Source organism: Nakamurella lactea DSM 19367, assembly GCF_000426645.1.
Lineage (GTDB): Bacteria > Actinomycetota > Actinomycetes > Mycobacteriales > Nakamurellaceae > Nakamurella > Nakamurella lactea.
The window spans coordinates 195,760-219,867 of the sequence record NZ_AUFT01000008.1 but is presented as its reverse complement, the minus strand read 5'-3'; the positions used below and the strand labels follow the sequence as shown (position 1 = coordinate 219,867).

Below are 24,108 nucleotides of genomic sequence, written 5' to 3'. Positions count from 1 at the left end.
CATGATCTCCAGGACCGAACGCACGGTGAACTACGTCGTGCTGACCGTGATGGCCGTCGTCGTGCTGTTCCCGATCGTGACGTTCGTGTTGGCGGCGCTGAGCCCCGACCGTTCCGGCGGGCCGGTCTCGCCGTCGAAGTTCGAGTGGGGCAACTTCGCCACCGCCTGGCAACAGGCCGGATTCGGGCGGGCGCTGACGGTCTCGCTGACCATCGCGGTCTGCGTCGTCATCGGTCAGGTGGTGTTGGCCTTGCTCGGCGGGTACGCCTTCGGCGTCCTCGGGGTCGCCGGGGAGAGGGTGCTGTTCCCGATCGTCCTGCTCGGCATGATGATCTCCACCGAGGCGATCATTGTCCCGCTGTACTACCAGTTCCGGACCTTCGGGATGACGAACTCGCTGCCCGGGATCATCCTGATCAACCTGGGCATGGGCGTGCCATTCGGCATCTTCTGGATGCGCGCGGCGTTCCGCGCACTGCCGCGGGCCACCTTCGAGTCGGCCGAGATCGACGGAGCCGGCCCGGTGCAGATGCTGCGCCACCTCGCCACGCCGATGGTCCGGCCGGCGATCTACACGCTGATCCTACTGAGCTTCATGTGGACCTGGAACGATTACTTCCTCTCGCTGGTGTTCCTGCACGGCAGCAACCAGACGGCCACCGTCGCCCTCGGCGTCTTCCAGGGCAAGTACGTCACCCAGATCAACCTGATGGCGGCCGGCGGCCTGATTGTCGCGGCCCCTGTGCTGATCCTCTACGTGATCTTCCAGCGCAAGTTCATCTCCGGGATGCTCGCGGGCGCGATCAAGGAATGACTTCAGCCCGTTCTCGCCGGCCCACCAGCATCCGCCGCACCCGCTATCACTCCCAGGGGGAGATGTGACTCTGCCACCGATGGTCCTGCCCGATCCCGACACGGTCGGCGAGGCGGTCGCGGCGATGATCCTGGACCGCCTGGCCGCCACCAAGGGGCAGCACTTCCTGCTCGGCTGTCCCGGGGGACGGACCGGCGCGCCCAGCTACCGGGCCCTGGCCCGGCTGGCCGGTCGGGGCGCCGACCTGTCCCGGCTGGTGATCGTGATGATGGACGAGTACGTGGTCCCGGGCGCCGACGGTGCGCTGCGCTGCGTCGACCCGGAGCGGTCCTACTCGTGCCTCGGGTTCGCCCGCCGGCAGATCCTCGGGCCGATCGCGGCCGGCTGCGCAGCGGCCGGAACCGTTGCCCCGACCCAGGTCTGGCTGCCGGACCCGGCCGATCCTGCCGGCTACGACGAGCGGATCGAGGCGGCCGGTGGGATCGACCTGTTCCTACTGGCCACCGGCGCCTCCGACGGCCACATCGCGTTCAACCAGCCCGGCACCGCCCGCGACTCCCGATCGCACGTCACCGAACTCGGCGCGGCGACCCGCCGCGACAACATGGGCACCTTCCCCGAATTCACCACCCTGGACCTGGTCCCGACGCACGGGGTGACGGTCGGCATCGACACCATCGCCGCCACCTCCCGCGAGGTGATCATGATCGTCTGCGGCGAGCACAAGCGCGACGCCTACGCCCGGATCGCCGAGGCAGAACGGTACGAGCCGGACTGGCCGGCGACCATCACCGTCGAGTGCAAGAACCCGTCCCTGATCGCCGACCGCGCCGCCGCCGGCCACTAGCCGCGGCCCGGGTCGGCAGCACCGGCCCCCGCACGCCTTTCCACCACTCAACTATCGAAGGAAACTGATCAGATGGCAGCCATCAAACTCGTCTACATCGGCGGCGGATCCTCCCGTGGCGCCGGGACCATGGCGTCGTTCCTGGCCCACGGCAAGGAGTTCGACGGCTCCGAGGTCGTCATCCAGGACGTCAACCCCGACCGGCTGCAGGCCGTCGAGACGATCGCCACCAAGATCGCCAAGGCCCAGGGTGTCGACATCACGATCAGCTCGACGACGGATCGCCGGGCCGCGCTCACCGATGCCGACGCCGTGCTGTCGAGCTTCCGGCCCGGCGACTTCGCCGCCCGCGCCCTGGACGAGCGGATCCCGCTCAAGCACGGGGTGATCGGCCAGGAGACCCAAGGGCCCGGCGGGTTCTTCATGTCGCTGCGCTCGATCCACATCTACGAGGACATCGTCCGCGACCTGGACGCCGTCGCCCCGAACGCGATCATCTTCAACTACACGAACCCGGTGAACATCGTCTCGCAGGCCGTCACCCGGTTCACCGACCGGACCATGTGGTCGATGTGCGAGGGGCCGATCACCTTCCCGAACACGGTGCTGCGCGCGGCCCGCCTCGATCCGGCCAAGGCCGACATCGTGATGGCCGGCGTCAACCACAACTGCTGGTCGTACCAGCACACCTACGACGGCCAGGACCTGATGCCGCTGCTGGACGCCGCCTGGGAGGAGCGCCGCGACGATCCGACGCTCGACACCCACTCGAAGCGGATGCTGCAACTCGCGACGACGATGAGGTCGGTGCCCAGCGACTACTTCCAGTACTACTACTTCCGTGAGGAGGTGCTGCGCGAACTGCAGGGCGCCCGCACCACCAGGGCCGAGGACCTGCTGGCCGCCGTCCCCGGCTACTGGCAGCATTACGAGGAGCAGGCGAACGCCGAGATCCCGGAGCTGGACCCGAAGCGCTCGCGCGGGGGCATCCACGAGCTCGAGCTGGCGATCGACGTGATGAGCGCCTACTACAACGACACCGGCGCCCGGCTGCCGGTCAACCTGCAGAACACCGGAACGGCGCTGCCCGGGTTCGACGAGGACGTCGTGGTCGAGGTGTGGTCGACGGTCGATGCCCAGGGCGTGCATCCGCTGCCGCAACAGCCGTTGCCGCACGCGGTGCGCGGCCTGGTCCAGGAGTTGGCCGAGTACCAGTACCTGGCGGCCGAGGCGGCCTGGAGGGGTACCCGCGCCGACGGCATCAGGGCACTGGCGGCGAACCCGATGGTGCCGACCCTGCGAGTCGCCGAAGAGTTGTACGACGAGATGGCGTACGCGCACCGCGAGTACCTGCCGGAGCGTCTGCTGACGTGAGCACCCGACATCTGGCGGTCGACGCCGGCAACTCCAAGACGGTCGCACTGGTCGTCGACGGCGACGGCACCGTGCTGGGCCGCGGCCGCGGCGGGCGGGGCGACATCTACGGGGCCGCCAGCATTCCGGAGGCCCTGAACGCCGTTTTCGGTGCCGTCTCGGTCGCCTTCGCCGACGCCGGGGTGACGGACGCCGAGATCACCTCTGCGGCGTTCAGACTGGCCGGCGTCGACTACCCGGAGGATGAGCAGTTCTGGGCCGAACACCTCGACCGGCGATTGCCGGCTCTCGGGTCGCGCAGCATCAAGAACGACGGGTTCGCCTCGCTGCGGCTGATCGACGGATCCGGCGTCGGCGTCTCGATCGCGGTCGGCACCGGGCCGGCCATCGGCGCCCGGTCCGCCGACGGCCGCGAGGAGTGCTCCGGCATGTTCGTCTTCGACGCCCTGGGCGGCGCCGCGCTCGGCGACGCCGCGCTGCGGGCCGTGGTGCGCGCCTGGATGGGGATCGCGCCGGAAACCGCACTGACCCCGGCACTCTGCGAGCTCTACGGCGTCGTCGACGCCTGGGAGCTGCGGCACACCTTCACCCGCCGGTTCGGTGCCCGGCCCGGATCGGACCTGTGGCGGGCGTCCCGGATCGTGCTCGCCGCGGCCGACGCCGGCGACGATGTCGCCCGCGGCATCGTCGCGGACCAGGCGGCGGCGTTCGTCCGGTACGCGCACTGGTGCGCGCGTCGGGTCGGCGTCGAGCTGGCGTCCGGGGAGCTGCCGGTGCTACTGAACGGTTCGGTCGCGACGTCCGAACACCCTGCGATGCGGGATGCCCTGGTCACGGAGCTCGGTCGGGTCGCACCGGCGGCGCGGGTCGTGGTGGCCGCCGCCTCGCCGCTGTCCGGCGTCGTGCTCGACGCGCTGGCCGAGGGCGGCGTGACGGTCGGGCCCGAGCTACTCGCCCGAGTGCGGGACGACCACCCGCAGGACTTCCTGATGACCTGAGCGCCGTACCGTCCGTTGTTCGTTCCCAGTCAAGAAGGATTGTCATGCCCTCCGTTCCGTTCGATGTCGAGGCCGTGCTGACCGCACTCACCCTGCCGGAGAAGGCATCTCTGCTCTCCGGGCACGACGACTGGTACACGGAGACGATCGACCGGCCGGCAGACGGCGTGCGGGTGCCCGCAGTGGAGGTCGGGGACGGCCCGCACGGGCTGCGCAAGGAGACGGGGGTCGACATGGTCTGGATCCCGGCGACCGGGTTTCCGACGGCCTCGGCGATGGGCGCGTCCTGGGATCGGGAGCTGACCCGCCGGGTCGGTCGCGCGATCGGCGAAGAGGCCAGCGCGCTCGGCGTACAGGTGGTCCTGGGCCCCGGCGTCAACATGAAGCGTTCGCCGTTGTGCGGACGCAACTTCGAGTACTTCTCGGAAGATCCGACGCTGTCCGGGGAACTTGGCGCCGCGTACGTCGACGGCGTCCAGTCGGTCGGCGTCGGCACCTCGCTCAAGCATTTCGCGGCCAACAACCAGGAGATCGAACGGACCCGGATCTCCGTCGAGGCCGACGAGCGGACGCTGCGCGAGATCTACTTCGCGGCGTTCGAACGGGTCATCGCGAAGGCCGATCCGTGGAGCGTGATGTGCTCCTACAACCGCCTGCAAGGCGTGCATGCGTCGGAGAACCGGTGGTTGCTCACCGATGTGCTGCGTGACGAGTGGGGATACGGCGGCGTTGTGATGTCCGACTGGAACGCCGTTCACCATCGCGTGCCGGCCCTGCGCGCCGGACTCGATCTTGAGATGCCGGGGACGGCCGGGGTGACGGATGCGGAAATCGTCGCGGCCGTGCGGTCCGGCGAGTTGAACGAGAAGCTGGTCGATGCCGCCGCCCGTCGGGTGCTGCAGCTGGTCGCCCGTGCCTATCCCGGGCCCGACCTGGTGAACGGCCCGGTGATGGATCTGGGAGTCGCACCCGGCGACCGACTGAGCGATGAGCAGCTGGCCCTACTGCGCGCCGACGAGCATCATGCCCTCGCCCGCGAGGCGGCCGCCGCATGCGTCACCCTGCTGCGCAACGAGTCCCGCCGAGCACCCGGTGACCGCAGCGGGGTTGTCCCGGTTGGGCGTAGCGGGGTTGTCCCGGCTGACGCGGGCAGCGCGGGCGGCACTGCGGTGCTGCCGATCGATCTCGCCCAGCCAGGGCGGGTAGCCGTCATCGGCGCCTTCGCCGAACACCCGCGCATCCAGGGCGGCGGGTCATCCGGGGTCGACCCGACACGCGTCGACAGCGCCCTGGACGCATTACGGGAGGCCGTCGGTGATCGGATCGACTACGCGCCCGGGTACTTCCACGCGCCCAAGAACCCGTACCAGGACGACCTTCGCGCCTACCTCGACTCGCACAACGCGCAGTTCGTCGACGACGGCGTAGGGCCGGCTCGCCGGTCGGCGGCGCTGGCCGAGGCGCTCCGACTGGCGGACGCCGCGGAACGGGTCGCCGCCGGACCACTGTCCGCGACGGCCATTCGGCTGGCCGACGAGGCCGTCGCGGTCGCCGAGAACGCCGACGTCATCCTGGCTTTCGTCGGTCTCCCACTGGCCTTCGAGCAGGAGGCCGACGACCGCACGACGCTCGCTCTGCCCGGCGACCAGGTGGCGCTGCTCGGCCGGCTCGCCGATCTGCGCGAACGGACGGAGGCGGCGCTGGTGGTCGTGCTCGCCAACGGCGCCGCCGTGACCATGGACCCGTGGCACGACCGGGTCGACGCGATCGTCGAGGCCTGGCTCCCCGGCCAGGCCGGCGGCATCGCGGTGGTCGACGTGTTGCTCGGGCGGGTCAATCCGTCCGGGAAGGTCGCCGAGACGTTCCCGCTGACACTGGAGGACACGCCAAGCTACCTGACCTGGACCGGCGAGCGCGGCACCGTCGTCTACGGCGAAGGCGTGTTCATCGGCTACCGCTGGTACGACGCCCTGCGCCGCGATGTCCGCTACCCCTTCGGCCACGGCCTGTCGTACACGGCGTTCGGCTACTCCGACCTGAGGGTCGAGATCACCGATGCGAAAGCCGGTGCGGTGCAGGCGATCTGCACGGTGACCAACACCGGGCCCCGCGCGGGCCAGGAGATCGTCCAGCTCTACGTCGGCGACCCGGACGCAGCCGTCCGGCGTCCGGAGCGCGAACTCCGCGGATTCGACAAGGTTGCGCTGGCCGCCGGCGAGAGCGCCGAGGTTGCATTCGCATTGACCAGCCGCGACTTCGCCTACTGGGACGTGGCCGTCGACCGCGACGACGGCCGACACGGTGCATGGCGGCGGGAGGGCGGCGAGTTCGTCATCGAGATCGGTTCGTCGTCGCGTGACGTGCGCCTGCGTGCCGTCATCGAGCTGCCCGACGATCCGCAGCTGCCGCCCGTGGTCGCCGACGCATACCTCCCGCTCGTCGAACGGTCGCCGAGACCCCGGTAGTCCGGCCGAGGCGGCCTACCCGCGCCGCCCGGCAACGATGAAAACCCGGCGGCTCATGCACTCGATGGTGGCCTGCATCTCCTCGAGAGAGACGCGGATCTTGGCAGGGTCACGGCCGCTCTCCGCCGCCAATTCGTCAACGGCCCGCAGCATGAGGTCCGTGGTTCGGGTCTGCCGGTCCCGCCAGTGTTCGGTCTCCTGATAGGCGATCACGTCGAATCCAGCGTCCTGCAGCAACGGACGGTGGTCCGCCAGCTGCGGCGGCCGGCCGACGGGCTGTCGGGAATAGTCCCAGCTGGTCAGGACCGCGCGACCGGAGGGCATCAGGATCCTTGCCAGTTCCGCGATCGCGGCGGACTTGTCCGGTGCAAACAACAAGGCGTCCGCGCTCATCACGGCCTGGACCGTTCCAGTGGCCAAACCAGTGTCGGCGAAAGATCCGAGCCGGAAGTCGGCGGAGTCGGCCATCCCCAACGCCTCAGCTCGAGCGCGGGCCGCGTCCAGCGCTGTGGCGGCGATGTCGATCCCCACCAAACGGGCCCGTCGACGGCCGGCGACCCACAGACCTGGCCCGCCCCGTCCGCATCCCAGGTCGGCCAGTACGTCCCCGGACCCGACCTGCAACTCTGTGTCGAAGCGCTCCAGCTCGCTGACCGAGACGTAGCTGTGCGGATTTGCCGCGGCCGGGAACTCCTCGCCGTAGACCTCTGCCCAAATCCGCTGCTCCACAGCAGACTCCGGGCGAGCGAAGGTACTCGAGAAGCGCTCCTGCCAGCTTTGAGGACTCCCGGTCACGGACGTCACCCTAGGGCCGGTCGCCGCACGAGGTCCACAGCCGCCGGACCAGGACACTGCCAGTACGGGTACCTCGAGCTCGGCAATGGCGGTCAGGCGATTCGATACCCGCACTCGGCGGCCGCGCGCACCATGGTCGCCTGGATCGCTGGATGGTCGAGTGGCCGGCGGAACGAGGGGGCCGCCGGAAATGCAGTCAACGACGGATCGAAGAGGGTAACCATCTCTCGGCCGGTCATGGTCGAGCGACTGACCAGACCGTCCAGGTCTGGCCAGCTGTCCCGAATTGCGGCGGACCAGGCCCTGCACGTCGACCGCTTCCATGAGGCCAGCGAGTTGGAAGCGCCGTTGCGTAGCGCCCAGGTGTCAGTGAGGTCGAGGAGCTGCAGATCTCGTGTCGGCGGCCAGCCAGTGACGTCGTGCTCGTCGGTGAGTGCGATCGTCCGGGATGCCTGAAACACCTCGGCCGCGCACGTTGCGATGTCGAACGCGGTGTAGGCGACGCCGTATCCCGGATGGTCGCCTAGCGGGGGCGGATGCGGGTCGAACCGTGCGGTCTTCAGCGGACCGAAGGTCCGAAGGGCGTTCCAGCGGCTCGGGTACGGACCCCTGGCTGTGTGGATGCGCCACAGCGGCAGGCGACGGACGACGACGTCACGGGGCTCGCGAACCAACTCAGCTGGAGGATTCGAAGGGACCTTCGCGATGCGGGTCACTAGCGGGCGAGCTCGGCGACCATTTCGGCAACCAGTGCCGGGTTGCCACCTGTTGACAGGTAGTCGATCGGAGTCCGCGCTCCGAGTTCGTCCTGGTCGGTGGTCATGAACCCTTCGACGACGCTCGGGTGCAGGTGCTCCGGAATAGTAGGCACCACCTCAACCAGGCCGGGCAGGACAGCGTGTTCGGTGAACTGCCAGCGCGGGATTCGCCAGTGACGACCGACGCTGAGCCCATACAACCTCTTGGCGTTGAGGTCGCGGGTGATCTGGGATCGGCTTTTGCCGGTCAGTTCAGCTACCTGGGCGGCCGAGAGGGTCTGGGCGAAGACATGCTGCGCGCTTGCGGCGACGATGCGGCTGCGGCGGTCGCGTTCTGCCTCCGGATCCCACTGAGCGACGGCGTTCCGTGCTGCTTCGCCGCCGTGTTCGCTCAGGAACGCCAGCTCGCCGGCGGTCAGCGACGGGTCGTCGGTGCCGTGGACTTGCTCAAACTTCAATCGCAAGTCCTCGGCGAAGTCGGTCTCGCTGATCTCGGGCGCGTAGGTCCCGAGCACTTCGGCGAGTGTGCTCATCATCAACACCTCCGTGCACAGTCTAGCAATCCGCCGCATGGCCGTGCATACAGGAGCCGGGTCGCTTTCGACCTACATGCGCGCCGCGAGGTCGGTGAAGCGGAAGTAATGCAGCTGATAGGCGACCGGGATGGTGCGGGTCGCGCCGTTCCGATGCTTGGCCACGATCAGGTCGGCCTCACCGGCGCGGGGATCCTCGGCATCCCAGGCGCCGGGCCGGTGCACCAGGGCCACCAGGTCGGCGTCCTGCTCCAGCGAACCGGACTCACGAAGGTCGGACAGCGTCGGCCGCTTGTCGGTCCGATGCTCGGGTCCACGGTCAGCTGGCAGGGCACTGTGATCGAGTAGACCTCGCCCCCGCGGCCGGGATCAGAGCCGTAGATCGGCCAACGCCGATCGCACCCGGGCCGAGCGCGAAACTGACAGAACTCTCTTCAGTTCCGCGAGCCGGTTCGCGGATACATTGCGCCCATTCGTGTCGACCAGGTGTCGGACCAATCGCATCGACTGAGAAATGCCATGGCGCTCGTCCGCGAGCTCACTCAGGGCAATTTGAAATTCGTTCTTGTTGCCGCGCGTGATAACGCCGTACAAGAGGGCTTGCTGAGCATTGTAGCGAACTGACGAGACAGGATCCCGAGATAGATATTTGAGCACGAACGATGACGAGTCGAGACCCGCAGCCGAGACGAGATCGACGCAGTCGGATCGTTCTCGCTTAGTGCCCAGAGCAAGTCGCTCGACCTGCTTTCGCACGTTCGATTTGCCAACCGACCCGAGCATAGCTCGACAAACCTCAGGCATTCCACCAAGTGTATCCGACGACCGAAATTCATGAACGAAATCTCGTCGCGGCAATCCCCGGTCCAAGGCGGCGCATACCTGTGCCGAAATCTCGACTGGAATCGAACTGGCATTCGCTGCGATCAGACTTAGAGGCCTCCTCTTCAAAAAGCCGTAGACGGAACCGCTCTCCAGGAACTCTATTACGCTCGCCCATTCAGCTAGTTCTGGGCGCTTGATCGATGCTAGGGTCAATATCTCGCAGGGCTCCGCCCCGCCCATACCAAGGCCAGGTGTTTCGCAATCCACGATTCGGGATTTCGGTGCATCTCGCCAGTGCGTGACGTACTCAATTAGAATTTCGATTGGGAATTGCTGCGAATCCAGCGCATTCACCGCGAGATAGCCATTCGAAGAGGCGACACGCATAATCACCGCTCGGCAAATCTCGGAATAGTCCACGAGCTTCGTGCTCAAAGCGATTGCTACACTGCTTGTCGGGTGCTGTTCAACCCAAACTTCAATATCTGGCAATCGGCTCCGCAAGAAGTTATCACCAACATGGTCAATGAGCCGGGTCCACTCCTGGTTGACGAGCTCATTCGAAGCGCTAGATGATCTGAGCATCCCGGCAAGCGCCTCGCTGTGTGTTTCAATGCCACAGCCGACAACTAGCGTACTTATAGCTCTGATTATTTCCTGTTGAAGGCTTAGGGATTGTGTAACAAGATTGCGAAGTGGGGAAGCATTCTCGGTCAGGAGCTGAACCTACTGAGACACGAGCCGAGAGCGCATATCCGTCGGCAACAGGTCGCCGGCATGCTGGAACAGCCTGGCACACGAGTCCAGGGAGTGCCGCGTGACCCTCGCACTACCTGCTGCAATTGTAGCCTTCGAGAGATCGTCGACTGGGCCGGTCATCCAGATTTGATAGGCGATGGCACCGACCTCTTTGGGAGAGTTGCACATTCGAAGCGTATTTATGACATTCAATATTCCCGCCCCATCAGACCGATTGCCGCGCAGTCGAGCGTAGTCGAGCTTCGCCAGCTGATTGCTGTATGCCCGCCAACTTTCGTAATTGGCCGACATCAGACAGGTCACCGCGGCAGCCGTCAACCGATTGTGGCTCTCCACGTCAGCGTCAGCAACCTTCGAAAGGTTCACTCCTGTCCGAGAGAAGGAAAAGTCCACCTCCCTCGAGGGTACGGACTCCATCGAGAACGCTCGCCACCATGCCGAGAGATTATCTCGGCTCTGAATGAGCGTCTTTACGTCTTGGCCCTCCCAGTCGCTGAGGCGGAACACTGTAGACGTGAGTGATGCGATGATTGGCTCAAGTGTGATATCGCCAGCGATCCGTCGTGCCCGATTGAGCCACACTACGGCTAGGTCCTTAGCGTCACGCTCGCAACCCAAGTCATACAGTAACTGAGTCTCGTGAGCTCTAAGCCAACAGATATCGGTCTCGGTCATGCCTAAGAGATCTACACTTCGAAGGGCATCGAGCGCGTCGTTCGGCCGATCGTCATCAACAAGTGCTGCAACTAGCAAGACTGCGGCTGCTGCTCGCTGACTCGGCATTTCGGACGCGAACAGGGCTGCCTTAATCCCACGGACACCCTCACCTGCCATCCAGGCAGCGAACGCGTCATAGAACATCCACCCCCACCCCGTTCCGTGCGGCAAGTCGTCATCCGGTTGCTCACCCTGAAGATAATGGCTGAATCCAGTCAGGACTATGCCAATGGCGGCGCAGGGATCCTGGGGCTTTAAACGCCCTTGGTTCGGATGCGGGGCGATCAGTCTTGGTGCGATCAGGGCAACTCGATAGCGTATCGACTCCTGCACAGTAAGGTCTGATGTTCTCCAAATCGTGCCTTGGTAGGGGTTCCGAAGATACGAGGCCTTCGCAATCTCGATGATTTGATCAATGGCGTCGGCATTCAAAAGATTCTTGCCCGGTACAAAGATCTTCTTGCCCTGAACGCTGTTGGTGTTGACGATTCTCGTCTCTGAGACATGCACCCAATGAGCATCCGTAGTTTGGGGATTGTAGAGCACTAATATGTATGGGATCGAACTCAAGGACCAAAGTCCGAAGTGGGCGTCCCCTTCCTTTTCGTAGAACCACCACCCTGAGCCATCTTCATCGGTCGAGCCACTCCACTCGAAGAAGCTGAGCCCCGATTTGATCTGGCCGCCAACAGTCAGGCCGATCCCTTCGCCCGTCGAAGGGATCCGCAGCTCCATGTGAAAGTCTGTGCCGACATCGTTGTCCGTGGCTAGGTTCACGCCTTGGCGCAACCCTTGAAGGAGACCTTGGACCAGCCTGGCTCCGGATGAGCCAGTTGCGTCGGTCTGACTGGTGGGAACGCTCGGCAGCCTCGGCATCATGCTTGAATCCTCCAGGTCGGCCTGTCGAAGTCAATGACTAGCATCGATTCCCGTCTCCACAGGTGAATCGACCTGCACCAGTGGGGAGCCGAACCCGGGTCCTACATGCCCGCCGCGAGGTCGGTGAAGCGGGAATAGTGCAGCTGGTGGGCGACCGGGATGGTGCGGGTCTCGCCGTTCCGGTGCTTGGCCACGATCAGGTCGGCCTCGCCGGCGCGGGGATCCTCGGCGTCCCAGGCATCGGGCCGGTGCACCAGGATCACCAGGTCGGCGTCCTGCTCCAGCGAACCGGACTCACGAAGATCGGACAGCATCGGCCGCTTGTCGGTGCGCTGCTCAGGTCCACGGTTCAGCTGCGACAGCGCGACCACGGGAACCTCGAGTTCCTTGGCCAGCAGCTTCATCTGCCGGGAGAACTCGGAGACCTCCTGCTGCCGGGACTCGACCTTCTTGCCCGAGGTCATCAGCTGCAGGTAGTCGACCACGATCAGCTTCAGGTCGGTGCGCTGCTTGAGCCGCCGCGCCTTCGCCCTGATTTCCATGATCGTCATGTTCGGCGAATCGTCGATGTACAAAGGCGCATCGGAGATCTCGCCCATCCGCCGGACGATCTTCTGCCAGTCCCGGTCCGTCATCGACCCGCCGCGCATCTGGCTGAGCTTGATCTCCGCCTCCGCCGACAACAACCGCATCGTCAGGTCGGTCTTGCTCATTTCCAGCGAGAACACCACGGTCGACATCTTGTGCTTGATCGCGGCGTTGCGGGCCATGTCCATCGCCACCGTGGACTTACCCATACCCGGCCGGCCCGCGATGATCACCATCTGACCCGGATGCAGCCCGTTCGTCAGCGCATCCAGGTCGGCATAACCGGTCGGGATCCCCGACGACATTCCGCCGTTGTTGGCGATCGCGTCGATCTCGTCCAGCGTCGGCTGCAGCAGATCGTCCAGGATCACGTAATCCTCGGCCGTCCGCCGCTCCGTCACCTCATAGATCTCGGCCTGCGCCCGGTCGACGATCTGGTCGACCTCACCACCGCCGACCTCACCCTCGGCGCCGCCGTAGCCCAACTGCACAATCGTGGTTCCGGCCTCCACCAGCCGCCGCAGGATCGCCTTCTCGGCCACGATCCGCGCGTAGTAGCCGGCGTTCGCCGCCGTCGGCACCGTCGAGGTCAGGTGGTGCAGATAGGTCGCGCCACCCACCCGGCCGATGCTGCCGACCCGGTCCAACTCCGCCGACACCGTGATCGGATCGGCCGGCTCACCCTTGGCGTACAGGTCCAGGATCGCGTCGAAGATCAACGCGTGCGCCGGCTTGTAGAAGTCGCCGGTGCGCAGCGTCTCGACGACATCGGCGATGGCGTCCTTGCTCAGCAACATGCCACCGATCACCGACTGCTCGGCGGCCAGATCCTGCGGCGGCTGACGATCGAAGCGGGACGCCCGCGGCTCGGACTCGTACTGCTGTTCCTGCAGCGCCGCCCCAGCCGTCATCGGTGCCCCGACCTCCTCGTCCGCGTGCGGACCTTGTACTGCCTGATTCTGGACTGCCTGGTTGCCACCGGTCCGGCGGCGCGCCCGGCCCCGGACGGCGGTTCCGGAATTCGGTGACGACATACCAACAGATGATGTCGACGGACACCGACAGCCAGAGATCTACAACCGGAAGATCCGACCGTATGACGACAGCGCCCGGGCACCAAAAGCAGCTGTGCACACCGCTGTTGACGCCGTGTTGACGGATCCGGATCGGCGCAGGTCGACCGGTGCTCAGCGTGTGGACAGTTGTGGGGAAATCTTCCACGCAAATTCCACTTTGTGCAGGTCACAGCACTGGTTGCCCCGCCGCACGCTGTGGACAACTATCAATTCGGGGCTGACGGCGTGGCGTCCTCCGGCGTGTCGGTTCGGGCACTGGATCCCCGACCGGGGAACCGATCGCCCACCCCGGGACGTCGCAGGAGGCATGCGTAGATCATCGATCATCCTGCTGACCACCGCCGCGCTCGGAGCGATTCTGTTGACGGGCTGCGGCAACGCCCCGGGCTCGGTTGCCGGCGATCCGCTCGCCGTCAAACTGGTCGATGCCGAGAAGAAGATGCAGGGCTGGGGGGGCGTCGAGATGTCGATGACATTCTCCGGCCACGGCGCCCTGTCCGGCCGAACCCTGCCGTGCATCGCGATGACCTCATCGACCGAGCCCGCCGAGACCTTCACCATGGACTACGTCACCTCGCCGGATTCCTCCTCCGGCTGTTCGGGCAGCCCGGACGAGACGGTGACGATCGACTACGCCGACGGCACGCTCTACGTCACCGACCCGACGGACTACTCCGCCGACGGTCCGAAGGGGTGCGACGTCCGCATCACCAGCCATGCCGTCAGCGCCGACCTCGCCGAGGAGTTCATGGGCGAGCAGACGAGCCAGACCAAGATGGCGGATCTGATGAAGGCCGCCACGAAGATCAGCGGCGACGAGCACACCATCACCGTCGCCGTCGACACCGCGGCGATGATGAAGCTCGGCAACACCAGCATTCCGGCCGGCGCCGATCCCGACGACATCGACGTCACCGCTGTGGCGCAGTTGGACGACGACGGGGCGATGGCCTCGCTGACGATGACCATCCAGGCTGGTGACGAGGGTTCGCTGGACATCGACACCCATTACGCGAAGGCGAGCGCCAAGCCGGAATTGCCCGATTCGAAATGCGTGACCGCCGGCTCGCCGGCGACCTCCGCCGACGACATCAAGGGCTACCTCACCTGACGATTCCCCGCGACAACGGAGCCGGCCCCGGACGCACCGAGCGTCAGGGGCCGGCGTACTGCCGGTCGCCGACCATGACCGGCTGTCGGTACCCCCTGCGATCCTCGCGTCATGACCTGACCGAGGAAGCACCTGGGGGTTCTCTTGAGCAGTCGCAGGCAACGTAAGTCGAAGTCGCCTGGCGGAGCGGGCGGTGACCGCACAGTGGGGTGGCTGTTGGTTCACGGCGTCGGCAACCAGCGCCGAGGTTCGATGCTCTCCGAACTGGGCGAGCCGATTCTCGACGCCTTGACCGCCATGGGTTGCCGGGTCCGCAAGGTCGATGGCACCCAGCAGGACCACACCGAACCTGCCAACCTGCGTGCTGCCATCACCGACGCCAACGGGCATTCGTTCAGCCTGATTCTCGCTGAATCACTCTGGTCGGAGACATTCCATGAGAACCGGCCATCGTGGTGGCGTCATCGGCCGTGGTGGTGGCTGAACCTCGGTCAGGCGATCCTCTGGATGCTCTCGCCGACCCCGCACGAGAACGCCCAACCGCGTCGCGGCCCGTGGTGGTCCCCGCGGGTGGCGCTACCGGACCCGGGCATGGCAAGGGTGATGTGGCGGATCCTGACCTTCATTGCTTTCGTCGTCGTCGGCGCGTGGGCCGTCAGCCTCATCAGTGGCCCAGCGACCTGGCCGGTGCTGGCGGTCCTGACCACCGGTGCTCTGTGGTTTCTCTCGAGCAGGTTCAATCTCGCCCAGCATGTGAAGGTTGCCGCCGCCGATCCCGACCGCACGAATGCGATCGTGGACAAGATTGACGCTGACCTGCGATGGCTCGAATCCCGCTGCGACAGTGCAACAATCGTGGCGCACTCCCAAGGCGGCTATCTTTCCCATCTCCTACTGAGCCGCCGGCGGAATACCGCTGTCCGCTCGTTGATCGGGATTGCCTCCGGCCTCCGCCCCATTACCTTCCTGAGGGCATTGAGTACCCCGAAAGCTGCGGTGTCGGGGTTCCTCGTGCTCATCGGTGCCGGGTTAGCTGCTTGGTCCTTTCATCCGTTCATGACCGCATATGCGCAGGCCGACCGGGAGATGTTCGAGGGAATGTTGGGCTTCGTGGCGGTCTCTGCCACCAGTCCTCTTGCCCTCCTTCCTCCTTCCATACCGTCCCTGGATTGGTTCGGGGGCTTCACGAGTCTCGCGCGAAGCCTGACTGCGGTGACAGTGGTCGACTGGACTCTCACGGTCTTGGGTGTCCTGATCGCGTTGTCGGCGCGCTGGTGGGGTCTGCGGGCCCTGGACACCGAAATCGACTCACCTCGTTCCGGAGTCGAGTGGCGTGAATACGCAACCGCACAGGACATCGTCGGCCGGCCCAGCTATCCGGAACTTCCGGACGGAGTTTCGCAAGCAGCGGTTGCCGGTTCCCACCCCATCTGGGATCACCGGTTGGGCGCATACCTGGCGCCCCATATGCTCTTTCGCTTTCGGCTCGCCTGGCTCTGCTTGCGAGCCGGCGGTCTCACCGACTGTGCGCGCCGATGGGGCAGCCGGCTGACGGCGATCGAAGATCTGGCGCGCCGCTCATCGGATCGTCGCGTGATTCTTCGAGGCTGGCTCTTCGTACTTCCGCTCTTGATCGGAGTCGGCGCACCATTGGTCCTCGGCGCCGGTTTGGTGTGGTCCATCTGGCCGTGGTTGATCTCGGTCACGATGTTGATCGGCGCTGGCGGCCTGGGAGTTCTCGCTGCGCAGCGAGCGGGACGTCGATCGGTGCGTGAACTGCTCACCGGTCGCGCGCTTGGTCTGATCCCCTATCAAGCCGGTCCTGAACGCATCCGGAACGTCGTTCTGCTGGCCACGGCCGCCAGTTTCGCCGGATTGGGTTGGCTGGGCAGCACGGCACTGGTGTCGTTCGCTCCGGAATCGCGTCTGCTCATGCCGTCGAACCATCTACTGCTGCTGGCGGTTGCGGCATTCCTGGCCACGGTCCCGGGAGTTCTGAGCGGCTACCGACTACCCAGAATCCCGGTATGCGTTGCCGGAGGTCTTTGCGTTGCAGTCCTGGTCAGGAATAGTGCCGCGGCGGCGCAGGTCACCGGTCATCCTGTCCTGGCAGCGTTTCAGCCTTTGGGTGCGGGCGTCCCGGTCGTCGCGGCGGTGCTGTTGCTCGCGTTCGGTAGGCCGGGTCCATCCGGACGCACGACGCGAACCCCGGCCGTGACGGTAGGCCAGCGGTAACGCTGCCTGAACTACCGCCCCAGGCAGCAATGAGATGAGTCCGGCGGAACGGAGATGGGCCGCGACCCCTCGCCGGAGCGGGGATCGCGGCCCATCGCTGGTGCCCTGGATGCAGACGCGGCGTTGTTGCCGTTACTTCTCGGCGACAACCACGACGGTGACGTTGGCAGTCACCTCGGGGTGCAGTTTGACCGCGACCGGGTGCTTGCCGACGGTCTTGATGTGCCCGTCGGTGGCGATGGTGCGCTTGTCCAGCGTCGGTCCGCCGGCCTTCTTGACCGCGTCGGCCACGTCGGCGTTGGTGATCGAGCCGAACAGCTTGCTGCCGTCGCCGGTGGTGCGGGCGGTGATGGTGACCGCGAGCTTCTCCAGCGACTGCTTGACCTCGTTGGCGTGCTCTGAGCCGCGGATCTCCCGCGCCAGCTGGGCCCGCTTGATGGTCTGGACCTGCTTCTCGGCGCCCTTGGTGGCGACGATGGCCTTGCCCTGCGGGAGCAGGAAGTTGCGGCCGTAGCCGTCCTTCACCTCGACGATGTCGCCGGGGCCGCCGAGGTTCTCGACGTCAGTGGTCAGGATGAGTTTCATGTTCGATTCCTTCCTGATCAGCGAGCGGTCGAGGTGTACGGCAGCAGGGCGACCTCACGGGCGTTCTTCACGGCCGTGGCGATGTCGCGCTGGTGCTGGGTGCAGTTGCCGGTGACCCGACGCGCGCGGATCTTGCCGCGGTCGGAGATGAACCGGCGCAGCAGGGTGGTGTCCTTGTAGTCGATGGCCGGCGCCGATTCCTTGCAGAAGGCGCAGACCTTCTTCTTCGGCTTGCGGACGGGGGGCTTGGGCATGGTGGGAATTCTCCTGAAATCTGGAATGACGGCCGGCGCGGGAGATCCAGCACCGGGCTGTCGAAGGGGTGTCGAGAGTTGTGAAGTGGCGTCCGGAACTGCGGCGCCGGAAGGGCTTTAGAACGGCGGCTCGTCGGAGTAGCCGCCACCGCCGCCGGCCGGGGGCGCCGAGGCCCACGGATCGTCGACCGGTGCGCCGCCACCGCGGTTGCCACCGCCGCCGCCGGAACCGCCGCTGTAGCCGCCGGAACCGGAGCCGCCGGAGGCGCCGTAGCCGCCACCGCCGCCGTCGGACCTGGCGACCTTGTTGACCTTCGCCGTCGCGTACTTCAGCGACGGGCCGATCTCGTCGACCTCCAGTTCGATGACGGTGCGCTTCTCGCCTTCCTTGGTCTCGTAGCTGCGCTGCTTGAGCCGACCGGTGACCACCACGCGCGCGCCGCGGGTCAGCGACTCGGCGACGTTCTCGGCGGCCTGGCGCCAGATGTTGCAGCGCATGAACAGCGCTTCCTGGTCCTTCCATTCGCCGGAGTTCCGGTCGAAGATGCGCGGGGTCGACGCGACGGTGAAGTTCGCGACGGCAGCGCCGGAAGCGGTGAAGCGCAGCTCAGGATCGGCGGTCAGGTTGCCGACCACAGTGATGATGGTGTCGCCTGCCATGACTTTCTCCTGTTCGGAACGCGGTCGGGGTTACTTGGCGTCCGGCCGGGTGATCTTGGTCCGCAGCACCGACTCGTTCAGGTTGAGCTGACGGTCGAGCTCGGAGACCACCGCGGAGGTGCAGGTGACGTCGATGACGGCGTAGATGCCTTCGGGCTGCTTGCGGATCTCGTAGGCGAGACGGCGCTTACCCCAGATGTCGACCTTCTCGACGGTGCCCTCGCCCTGGCGGATCACGTTGAGGAACGTGTCGATCGACGGAGCGACGGTGCGCTCGTCGAGGTTCGGGTCGAGGATGAGCAGTAGTTCGTAGTGACGCGGCGCAATGGAAACGCTCACGTTCACCTCCTGTGGACTCGTCGGCCGCGGTCTTTCCGCGGCAGGAGGGTGATGCTGGGCGGCTCCGGCAACAACCGGGACTGACCCCAACAGCATGCTGCCCACCTCACGGCGAGGCGGGCAGCAAGCAGTCTATCAGCGTTGTCCGGTTCGCCGGCCGCGCTGTGTTGTCTTGGTTCGCCGGCCGCGCTGTGTTGTCTTGGTTCGCCGGCCGCGCTCGCTTGCGGCCACGAGACCGGCTCCTGCGTCGCCGGGCTCGTGTCCTCGCGTTGCTGTGCCGGCAAACGATGGGGCGTAGCGCGGTTGTCCCGGCGTAGCGCGGTTGTCCCGCCCGACCCGGCGTCGCTGGTTGGCCGTCAGCCCCGGTCCAGCTTCGTCAGCAGGGCGGCGGCGTCGAGACTGCGGGGCCGACCGCGCTCGGTGGCCAAGGCGGCGACGGTGCGTTGCAGCAACTCGTTCACCGGGGCGGTTTGCCGGCTCCGGCGGGCGACCGCGACGATCTCGCCGTTCAGGTAGTCGGTCTCCACCGCTCCGGTCCCGCGCGCCAGGCTCTGCCAGGTGGAGCCGCCGCCCCTGGAGCCGGGCGGTCCGTACGCACGGAGCAGATCGCCGCGGCGGTCGGTGTCGTCGTCGGCGCTGGTCACCGCGATGCCGGCGGCGGTCAGCACCGCCTCGCCCTCGGCCCTGGCGAGGCGCATCAGTTCGGTCGCGGCCTCGCCGCGGGCACAGGCGGCATCCACCGCGTTGCCGAGATTGCTCAGCAATTTGCGGTACTTCGCCGGCATGACGTCGGCCCGCGGCTGCGACAACATGCCGGCCCGTTCGAGGGCGGCGGCGATCGTCGCGGCAGCCGGGTCGACATCCTCGGTCGCCGGATACCTCCCGATGTCCAGCACCGCCGCGACCGGGCCGCAGTCCGCGGCCACCAGACCGGGCTCGGTGTGCGAGGTCGGGGCCATCACGCAGATTCCGTAGACCCGCTCGAACCAGCGCAGTGCGAGGGGCTCGTTGGCGACGCCGTTCTGCAGGCAGGCCAGGGCGATCGTGGGCGGCGCGACCGCGGCCAGTTCGGCGAGCAGACCGGCGGTGGCGTCGCTCTTCACCGCCAGCAGGACGACCGTCTCCCCGGCCGGGTCGGCTGGGTCGCCCGTCGCGCACCAGTCGACCTCGGCGACGGATCCGACGGCCCGGATGGGCAACAACTGCTCGCCGTCGATCGTGCGCAGTCGCAGCCCCGCCTGCTGGATCTTCGTCAGATGCTCGCCGCGGGCCACCAGGGTCACGTTGAATCCGGCGACGTCCAGCAGACCGCCGACCACGCCACCGACCGCACCGGCCCCGACCACCACGAATCTCATGGGCGCGATTATTCAGTGATCCGCGCTACCCGAACCGATCGGGCCTCAACTTCGGCAAAAGGCCTGGTCGTGCTGGGGCTTTGCGAAAGTTGAGGCCCGATCGGTTCGGGGTCGGCGTCAGACCCGCGGTTCCGGCTCGCCGGGTACCGCGGTCAGCACGGGCCGGGCAGTCACCGTCTCCAGTGGCTCGTCGGTGCGCCGGCCGCCGTCGTGCAGCCGCCGGACCAGGGTGGGCAGGGACGGCAGGGTGAACCGGTCCGGCTGGTTTTCGAGGACGCCGCCGGTCGGGTCGTCGTCGCCGGTCTGCCGGACCAGGTCACGCTCGGGCCGAAGGGCGTCCCTGATCACCATCACGATGAGCATGATCACCAGGGCGCCGCGGATGATCGCGGCGCCGACGAACGGCTCCACCGACAGTCCCTTGTTGTCCACCCCGGCGAACTGGAACATCAGCAGCATCCAGACCACCACCTCGGAGATCTGCCAGATCATCACCGGGCGCCAGCGGGGCAGCGCCAACGCCACCAGCGGGAGCAGCCAGATCGAGTACTGCGGCGACCACACCTTGTTCGTCAGCAGGAAGGCGGCGACCACCAGGAAGGCGAGCTGGGCGAACCGCGGGCGGCGCCGCACGGACAGCGCGAACCAGCCGATCGCCGCGCAGGCGAGCAGGAACAGCAACAGCGACAGGTTGTTGAGGAAGGTAGGGGTATCCGCGTTGGCGTCGTTGTCCCAGATCTTCGAGCCAGTGATGTGCGCGAACAGGAAGTACCAGGAGTCCCACTCCGGCGGTCGTTCCGAGTTGAGCCGGATGAACTCGTACCAGGCGTGCGGGTAGGCCAGCAGTACCGGGAGGTTGACGGCCACCACCGCAACCGCGGCGCCGAGCATCGCCCGGACCCAGGCGCCCATCTTTCCGGCCCGCAGGCACAACACCAGCAGCGGTCCGAGCAGCAGGATCGGGTACAGCTTGGCGGCCATTCCCAGTCCCAGCAGGACGCCGGACAGCACGGGTCTGTTCCGCGACCAGGCCCACATGCCGCCGGCGCACAGCCCGACCGCGAGCAGGTCCCAGTTGGTGAAGGCGTGCACGACCAGCAGCGGCGACAGGCACATGATCGCGGTGTCCCAGATGCGCTTGCGGGACATCCGCGCGGTGCAGGCGATCGCCCACAGGTAGAACAGCGCCAGGAAGATCGCGCCGATGGTGAAGTACGCGGCGACATCCAGCGGCACCGGCAGGATCCCGCTGCTGCGGGCCAGGTTCAGGTAACCCTCGGTGGTCCAGCTGACGCCCCACTGGAACAGCCCGGTCAGCACCGGGTACTCCAGGTAACGCACCTGCCCGAGGTCGTCGATGTTGCCGACCGGGACCAGCTGGTTGCCCTGCACCTCCCGGTAGCCGGAGTCGGCGTCACCGACGATGTCCTTGTCCGACAGCTGGACCGGGCCTTTGGGGGTGGCGGCCTGGAATCCGTCACCGGAGGGGGTCACGATGTCGGCCGGATAGATCCGCCGCTCGCCGCCGTCCTTGAGCTCGATGAACGAGTTCGCGTACGGGAAGTCCTGCGGCCGGTCGAAGCCGCGGCTGCCGTACAGCGGGACCACGTCGTTGTAGCAACCGGTGAGCCACGGCCGCTGCCCGGACTGGTCAAGCGTCGGCTGCGCGCTGTCGCCGCCCTGCTGGATGCATGGCGACTTGAACATCCAGCCCAGCGCGAGCACCACGATGCCGAACATCAGGCAGACCCGCAGCGGGGTGATCAGCCGGTTCCGGCCGACCTGGGCGTGCCGGCCCAGAGGGCCTCCGACCAGGTCCGAGGCGCGGCGGACGGTCGGGTCGGTCCAGGACGGGATGACGCGATCCGCCGGCGACAGGGATGACGAGGGGGGCAGGTCGGCCGGGTCGGCAAGCACGGTGACGTCGGCGTCGTCGGGCCCAGCCGGGTCGCCGTCGGCCGGGGCGCTGTCGGCCCGGTCGCTGCCGGCCGGGGCCGAAGCTGCTGTCGCCTCCGGCGAGAACGCCCGGTCCGGATGATCCGGCGGCAGGGCAGGCTGCGACGTCTCGTCGCCGGGGGTCGGACCGCTCACCGGGGTCCCTGCCGCTCGTTCCCCGCGCAGGTACCCCGATCTGTATCAATCTTCGCTCGCTGGCGCTCGCTCACCCGGCAGAGCCTACTGACAGTGGCGGCGCGGCGACCTGCCACGCCGCCGATCGAGGATCAGTCGGCGAGCCGCCGGGTCGAAGTCCGCGGCAGCGCCGACGTTCGCGGCAGCGGCACCAACTGATCGCCGGAGACCACAGTTCTGCCGCTCAGCCGCTTGAGCGCCACCGGACGCTGGACGAACGCCTCGGCCTCCATCGCCGCGTAGCCGACCCTGGGCAAGGACGCGATGCCGCGGAAGCACAGATAGCGCGGCACCCAGGTCGGCCCGAACTTGGCATTGAACCGGTACAGCGACTCCAGCTGGAACCACCGGGACAGCTGCCGCAGCAGACCGGCCCAGCCGCGGGCCGCCCAGCCGGCGCCGAGCCGCTCACCCTGCGCGAAGGCCTGGCGGAGCATCGCGAAGTTCAGCGACACCCGGCTGATGCCGAACTGTCCAGCCTGCTGGAGCGCGCTGACGATCATGAAGTCGTTCATCCCCGGATCGGCCGCCGGGTCCCGTCGCATCAGATCCAGCGACCAGCCGTCGTTTCCCCACGGGACGAACTGCAGCAACGCCCTGGGCCGCGGAGAACCATCCGGTTCCGCGCTGGAAGCAATGACGATCACGCAGCCCGGTCCGCCGAACCGGCCGAGCGCCATCGAGTACCCGCGTTCGAGGCGGCCGATCCGCCATCGGGCCGCGCACTCCTCCAGGACGCCCAGCTCGTCGCCGGACAACTGTTCGATGCGACGCACTTCGACCTGATAGCCGTTGCGACGGACCCGGTTCACCATCTGCCGCACGTTCCGCATCGACCTGCCCTCGAGCGAGAACGAGGATGCGTCGACCAACGCCTCGTCACCGATCTCGAGGACCGACAGGCCCTGCCGCCGGAACGCCAGCGCGCCCTCGGCGGAGCAGCCGAGGACGGCCGGAACCCAGGAGTTGCGTCGACACAGGGCCAAATACGCGGCGATCGCCGGCGGCCAGGCATCCGGTTCGCCGAGTGGGTCGGCCGAGACCATCGCCACCCCGGTGATCACCCGGTAGGTGATCGCGGCCTTCCCGGTCGGTGACACCACGACGCTCTTGTCGGCCCGCAAAGCGAAGTAGCCCAACGAGTCGCGTGGCCCGTGCCGCTCGAGCAGTTCGGTCACCGCCGCCTGTTCGGCCGGGGTGCGGAACGGGGCCGGCTCCGCGGCGCGCAACAACAGGTAGCCGGCAACGGCGATCACCAAGAGGGTGAAGGCCACCAGCGTCAGCTCGAACTGCGCCTGCCGGTGCGCGGCCTCGAACCTCACCGGTCCGCCGACGCCGAGAAAGCCGCGCAGCACCGTCACGGCCCTGGCCCCGAGCCCGGTGTCGCCGACCAGATGCTGCCGGTCGGCGCCCATGGCGACCATCCCGACGAGGAACCCCATGGCCAGGATCACCGCGGACGCGCCGGCGGCGCTGCCCCGCAGGGTGGCGTCGGTGCGGCCGGTGAACTGCGGGCGGCAGGCAACCAGCAGCAACAACAACGCCACCGAGACGATCAGCGAATCGAAGTCCTTGGGCCGAAAGGCATCCAACAGGGTCAGCACCCCGAGCACACCGGCGGCGACCTGCCAGGCGCGGCGCTTGCGGCGGGCCAACCCGTGTGCGACCAGCACGATCGCGGCGCCCAGCCCCACGGTAAGGGCCGAGCCGACCGGTCCGGGAACGATGTGCACCCTGACTCCGAGCAGTTCCTGCTGCAGGTGATGCACCGGCCAGATGCCACGCGCCATGGTCAGCAGGCCGTAGAGGCCGGCGCACAGGGCAATCAGGCGTGACATCCGTGACGAGGCAACCGACCAGCCACCCGACCAGCTGCGAGCGGATCCGGCCGGCCGGGGAAGATCGTCCATCGCCACTCAACCCCTCGTTCCCACTCGATGAGGCACCGATAAGACTCACAACAGACCATCAGGCGGTTCACAGGTCTCACCGTGAAAGTAGGCATTGT

General features: G+C 67.0%; 20 protein-coding genes and 1 pseudogene. 7 read left to right on the top strand and 14 right to left on the bottom strand.

The features are described 5' to 3' along the window. The first annotated feature begins 1 nt into the window (after window position 1). From K340_RS0110915 to K340_RS29225, 5 genes are all read left to right on the top strand, one after another. Window positions 2–814: a carbohydrate ABC transporter permease gene (locus K340_RS0110915; RefSeq protein WP_029136730.1), complete on the top strand. Its 813-nt coding sequence runs from the start codon at window positions 2–4 to the stop codon at window positions 812–814. Between the two features lie 79 nt (window positions 815–893). Next, window positions 894–1,661 carry a 6-phosphogluconolactonase gene (locus K340_RS0110910; RefSeq protein ID WP_037364015.1) on the top strand — a complete coding sequence of 256 codons (768 nt, stop codon included), beginning with the start codon at window positions 894–896 and terminating at the stop codon, window positions 1,659–1,661. Window positions 1,662–1,733: 72 nt separating this feature from the next. Next, on the top strand, window positions 1,734–3,035 hold the full coding sequence (locus K340_RS0110905) for a family 4 glycosyl hydrolase (protein WP_029136728.1): 1,302 nt from the start codon (window positions 1,734–1,736) through the stop codon (window positions 3,033–3,035). Continuing rightward, window positions 3,032–4,033 carry a BadF/BadG/BcrA/BcrD ATPase family protein gene (locus K340_RS29230; RefSeq protein WP_037364012.1) on the top strand — a complete coding sequence of 334 codons (1,002 nt, stop codon included), beginning with the start codon at window positions 3,032–3,034 and terminating at the stop codon, window positions 4,031–4,033. Before K340_RS0110905 ends, K340_RS29230 begins: the two co-directional genes overlap by 4 nt. Window positions 4,034–4,077: 44 nt before the next feature. Beyond that, the gene (locus tag K340_RS29225; protein WP_037364009.1) at window positions 4,078–6,498 is read left to right on the top strand and encodes a beta-glucosidase family protein; all 2,421 of its coding nucleotides are present in this window, start codon (window positions 4,078–4,080) and stop codon (window positions 6,496–6,498) included. Between the two features lie 15 nt (window positions 6,499–6,513). On the opposite strand, the gene K340_RS29220 is transcribed toward K340_RS29225, so the two are convergent. The 7 genes and pseudogenes from K340_RS29220 to dnaB all read right to left on the bottom strand — a co-directional run bounded on the left by K340_RS29220 (window position 6,514) and on the right by dnaB (window position 13,263). Continuing rightward, complete coding sequence (locus K340_RS29220; protein ID WP_211229381.1) at window positions 6,514–7,227, bottom strand: class I SAM-dependent methyltransferase; 714 nt, start codon at window positions 7,225–7,227, stop codon at window positions 6,514–6,516. A gap of 158 nt (window positions 7,228–7,385) precedes the next feature. Continuing rightward, on the bottom strand, window positions 7,386–8,009 hold the full coding sequence (locus K340_RS0110885; RefSeq protein ID WP_029136727.1) for an RES family NAD+ phosphorylase: 624 nt from the start codon (window positions 8,007–8,009) through the stop codon (window positions 7,386–7,388). Next, a complete protein-coding gene (locus tag K340_RS34185; RefSeq protein WP_154674192.1) occupies window positions 8,009–8,584 on the bottom strand; it encodes a helix-turn-helix domain-containing protein in 576 nt (191 codons plus the stop codon). The genes K340_RS0110885 and K340_RS34185 overlap by 1 nt, the downstream gene beginning before the upstream one ends. Before the next feature lie 72 nt (window positions 8,585–8,656). Next, window positions 8,657–8,905: pseudogene (locus K340_RS35835) on the bottom strand (DnaB-like helicase C-terminal domain-containing protein); the annotation flags it as partial. Between the two features lie 48 nt (window positions 8,906–8,953). Further along, complete coding sequence (locus K340_RS35110) at window positions 8,954–9,994, bottom strand: hypothetical protein (protein ID WP_154674191.1); 1,041 nt, start codon at window positions 9,992–9,994, stop codon at window positions 8,954–8,956. Between the two features lie 141 nt (window positions 9,995–10,135). Then, on the bottom strand, window positions 10,136–11,761 hold the full coding sequence (locus K340_RS35105) for a DUF4365 domain-containing protein (protein ID WP_281170714.1): 1,626 nt from the start codon (window positions 11,759–11,761) through the stop codon (window positions 10,136–10,138). 104 nt (window positions 11,762–11,865) lie between these two features. Beyond that, window positions 11,866–13,263: a replicative DNA helicase gene (gene dnaB / locus K340_RS0110865; RefSeq protein ID WP_029136726.1), complete on the bottom strand. Its 1,398-nt coding sequence runs from the start codon at window positions 13,261–13,263 to the stop codon at window positions 11,866–11,868. A gap of 472 nt (window positions 13,264–13,735) precedes the next feature. Between dnaB and K340_RS0110860 the strand changes: the two genes are divergently transcribed. Then, a complete protein-coding gene (locus tag K340_RS0110860) occupies window positions 13,736–14,539 on the top strand; it encodes a hypothetical protein (RefSeq protein WP_029136725.1) in 804 nt (267 codons plus the stop codon). Between the two features lie 252 nt (window positions 14,540–14,791). Then, window positions 14,792–16,774, top strand: coding sequence for a hypothetical protein (locus tag K340_RS0110855; protein ID WP_154674190.1), 1,983 nt, complete (start codon window positions 14,792–14,794; stop codon window positions 16,772–16,774). A 132-nt stretch (window positions 16,775–16,906) separates the two neighbouring features. Here the strand turns inward: K340_RS0110855 and rplI are convergent, their stop codons facing one another. The 7 genes from rplI to K340_RS29200 form a co-directional block, all read right to left on the bottom strand. Further along, window positions 16,907–17,359, bottom strand: a complete 453-nt coding sequence (gene rplI / locus K340_RS0110850) for a 50S ribosomal protein L9 (protein ID WP_029136723.1) — start codon at window positions 17,357–17,359, stop codon at window positions 16,907–16,909. A gap of 17 nt (window positions 17,360–17,376) precedes the next feature. Beyond that, window positions 17,377–17,613 carry a 30S ribosomal protein S18 gene (gene rpsR / locus K340_RS0110845; RefSeq protein WP_029136722.1) on the bottom strand — a complete coding sequence of 79 codons (237 nt, stop codon included), beginning with the start codon at window positions 17,611–17,613 and terminating at the stop codon, window positions 17,377–17,379. 117 nt (window positions 17,614–17,730) lie between these two features. Further along, window positions 17,731–18,273 (bottom strand): single-stranded DNA-binding protein, encoded by a 543-nt coding sequence (locus K340_RS0110840; protein ID WP_029136721.1) that lies wholly within the window; start codon window positions 18,271–18,273, stop codon window positions 17,731–17,733. Window positions 18,274–18,303: 30 nt separating this feature from the next. Further along, window positions 18,304–18,612 carry a 30S ribosomal protein S6 gene (gene rpsF, locus K340_RS0110835; protein ID WP_029136720.1) on the bottom strand — a complete coding sequence of 103 codons (309 nt, stop codon included), beginning with the start codon at window positions 18,610–18,612 and terminating at the stop codon, window positions 18,304–18,306. A gap of 356 nt (window positions 18,613–18,968) precedes the next feature. After that, a complete protein-coding gene (locus K340_RS0110830; protein ID WP_029136719.1) occupies window positions 18,969–19,970 on the bottom strand; it encodes a ketopantoate reductase family protein in 1,002 nt (333 codons plus the stop codon). A 117-nt stretch (window positions 19,971–20,087) separates the two neighbouring features. Beyond that, window positions 20,088–22,061 (bottom strand): glycosyltransferase family 87 protein, encoded by a 1,974-nt coding sequence (locus K340_RS29205; RefSeq protein ID WP_051265822.1) that lies wholly within the window; start codon window positions 22,059–22,061, stop codon window positions 20,088–20,090. Between the two features lie 131 nt (window positions 22,062–22,192). Further along, a complete protein-coding gene (locus K340_RS29200; protein WP_154674189.1) occupies window positions 22,193–23,938 on the bottom strand; it encodes a phosphatidylglycerol lysyltransferase domain-containing protein in 1,746 nt (581 codons plus the stop codon). Window positions 23,939–24,108 lie beyond the last annotated feature (170 nt).

Bases quoted from the DNA above. Each gene is read 5' to 3' on its own strand.
- K340_RS0110915 (WP_029136730.1), top strand. From the start codon at position 2: ATGATCTCCAGGACCGAACGCACGGTGAACTACGTCGTGCTGACCGTG.
- K340_RS0110910 (WP_037364015.1), top strand. From the start codon at position 894: ATGGTCCTGCCCGATCCCGACACGGTCGGCGAGGCGGTCGCGGCGATG.
- K340_RS0110905 (WP_029136728.1), top strand. From the start codon at position 1,734: ATGGCAGCCATCAAACTCGTCTACATCGGCGGCGGATCCTCCCGTGGC.
- K340_RS29225 (WP_037364009.1), top strand. From the start codon at position 4,078: ATGCCCTCCGTTCCGTTCGATGTCGAGGCCGTGCTGACCGCACTCACC.
- K340_RS34185 (WP_154674192.1), bottom strand. From the start codon at position 8,584: ATGAGCACACTCGCCGAAGTGCTCGGGACCTACGCGCCCGAGATCAGC.
- K340_RS35110 (WP_154674191.1), bottom strand. From the start codon at position 9,994: ATGCTCAGATCATCTAGCGCTTCGAATGAGCTCGTCAACCAGGAGTGG.
- K340_RS35105 (WP_281170714.1), bottom strand. From the start codon at position 11,761: ATGCCGAGGCTGCCGAGCGTTCCCACCAGTCAGACCGACGCAACTGGC.
- dnaB (WP_029136726.1), bottom strand. From the start codon at position 13,263: ATGACGGCTGGGGCGGCGCTGCAGGAACAGCAGTACGAGTCCGAGCCG.
- K340_RS0110860 (WP_029136725.1), top strand. From the start codon at position 13,736: ATGCGTAGATCATCGATCATCCTGCTGACCACCGCCGCGCTCGGAGCG.
- K340_RS0110855 (WP_154674190.1), top strand. From the start codon at position 14,792: ATGCTCTCCGAACTGGGCGAGCCGATTCTCGACGCCTTGACCGCCATG.
- rplI (WP_029136723.1), bottom strand. From the start codon at position 17,359: ATGAAACTCATCCTGACCACTGACGTCGAGAACCTCGGCGGCCCCGGC.
- rpsR (WP_029136722.1), bottom strand. From the start codon at position 17,613: ATGCCCAAGCCCCCCGTCCGCAAGCCGAAGAAGAAGGTCTGCGCCTTC.
- K340_RS0110840 (WP_029136721.1), bottom strand. From the start codon at position 18,273: ATGGCAGGCGACACCATCATCACTGTGGTCGGCAACCTGACCGCCGAT.
- K340_RS0110830 (WP_029136719.1), bottom strand. From the start codon at position 19,970: ATGAGATTCGTGGTGGTCGGGGCCGGTGCGGTCGGTGGCGTGGTCGGC.
- K340_RS29200 (WP_154674189.1), bottom strand. From the start codon at position 23,938: ATGTCACGCCTGATTGCCCTGTGCGCCGGCCTCTACGGCCTGCTGACC.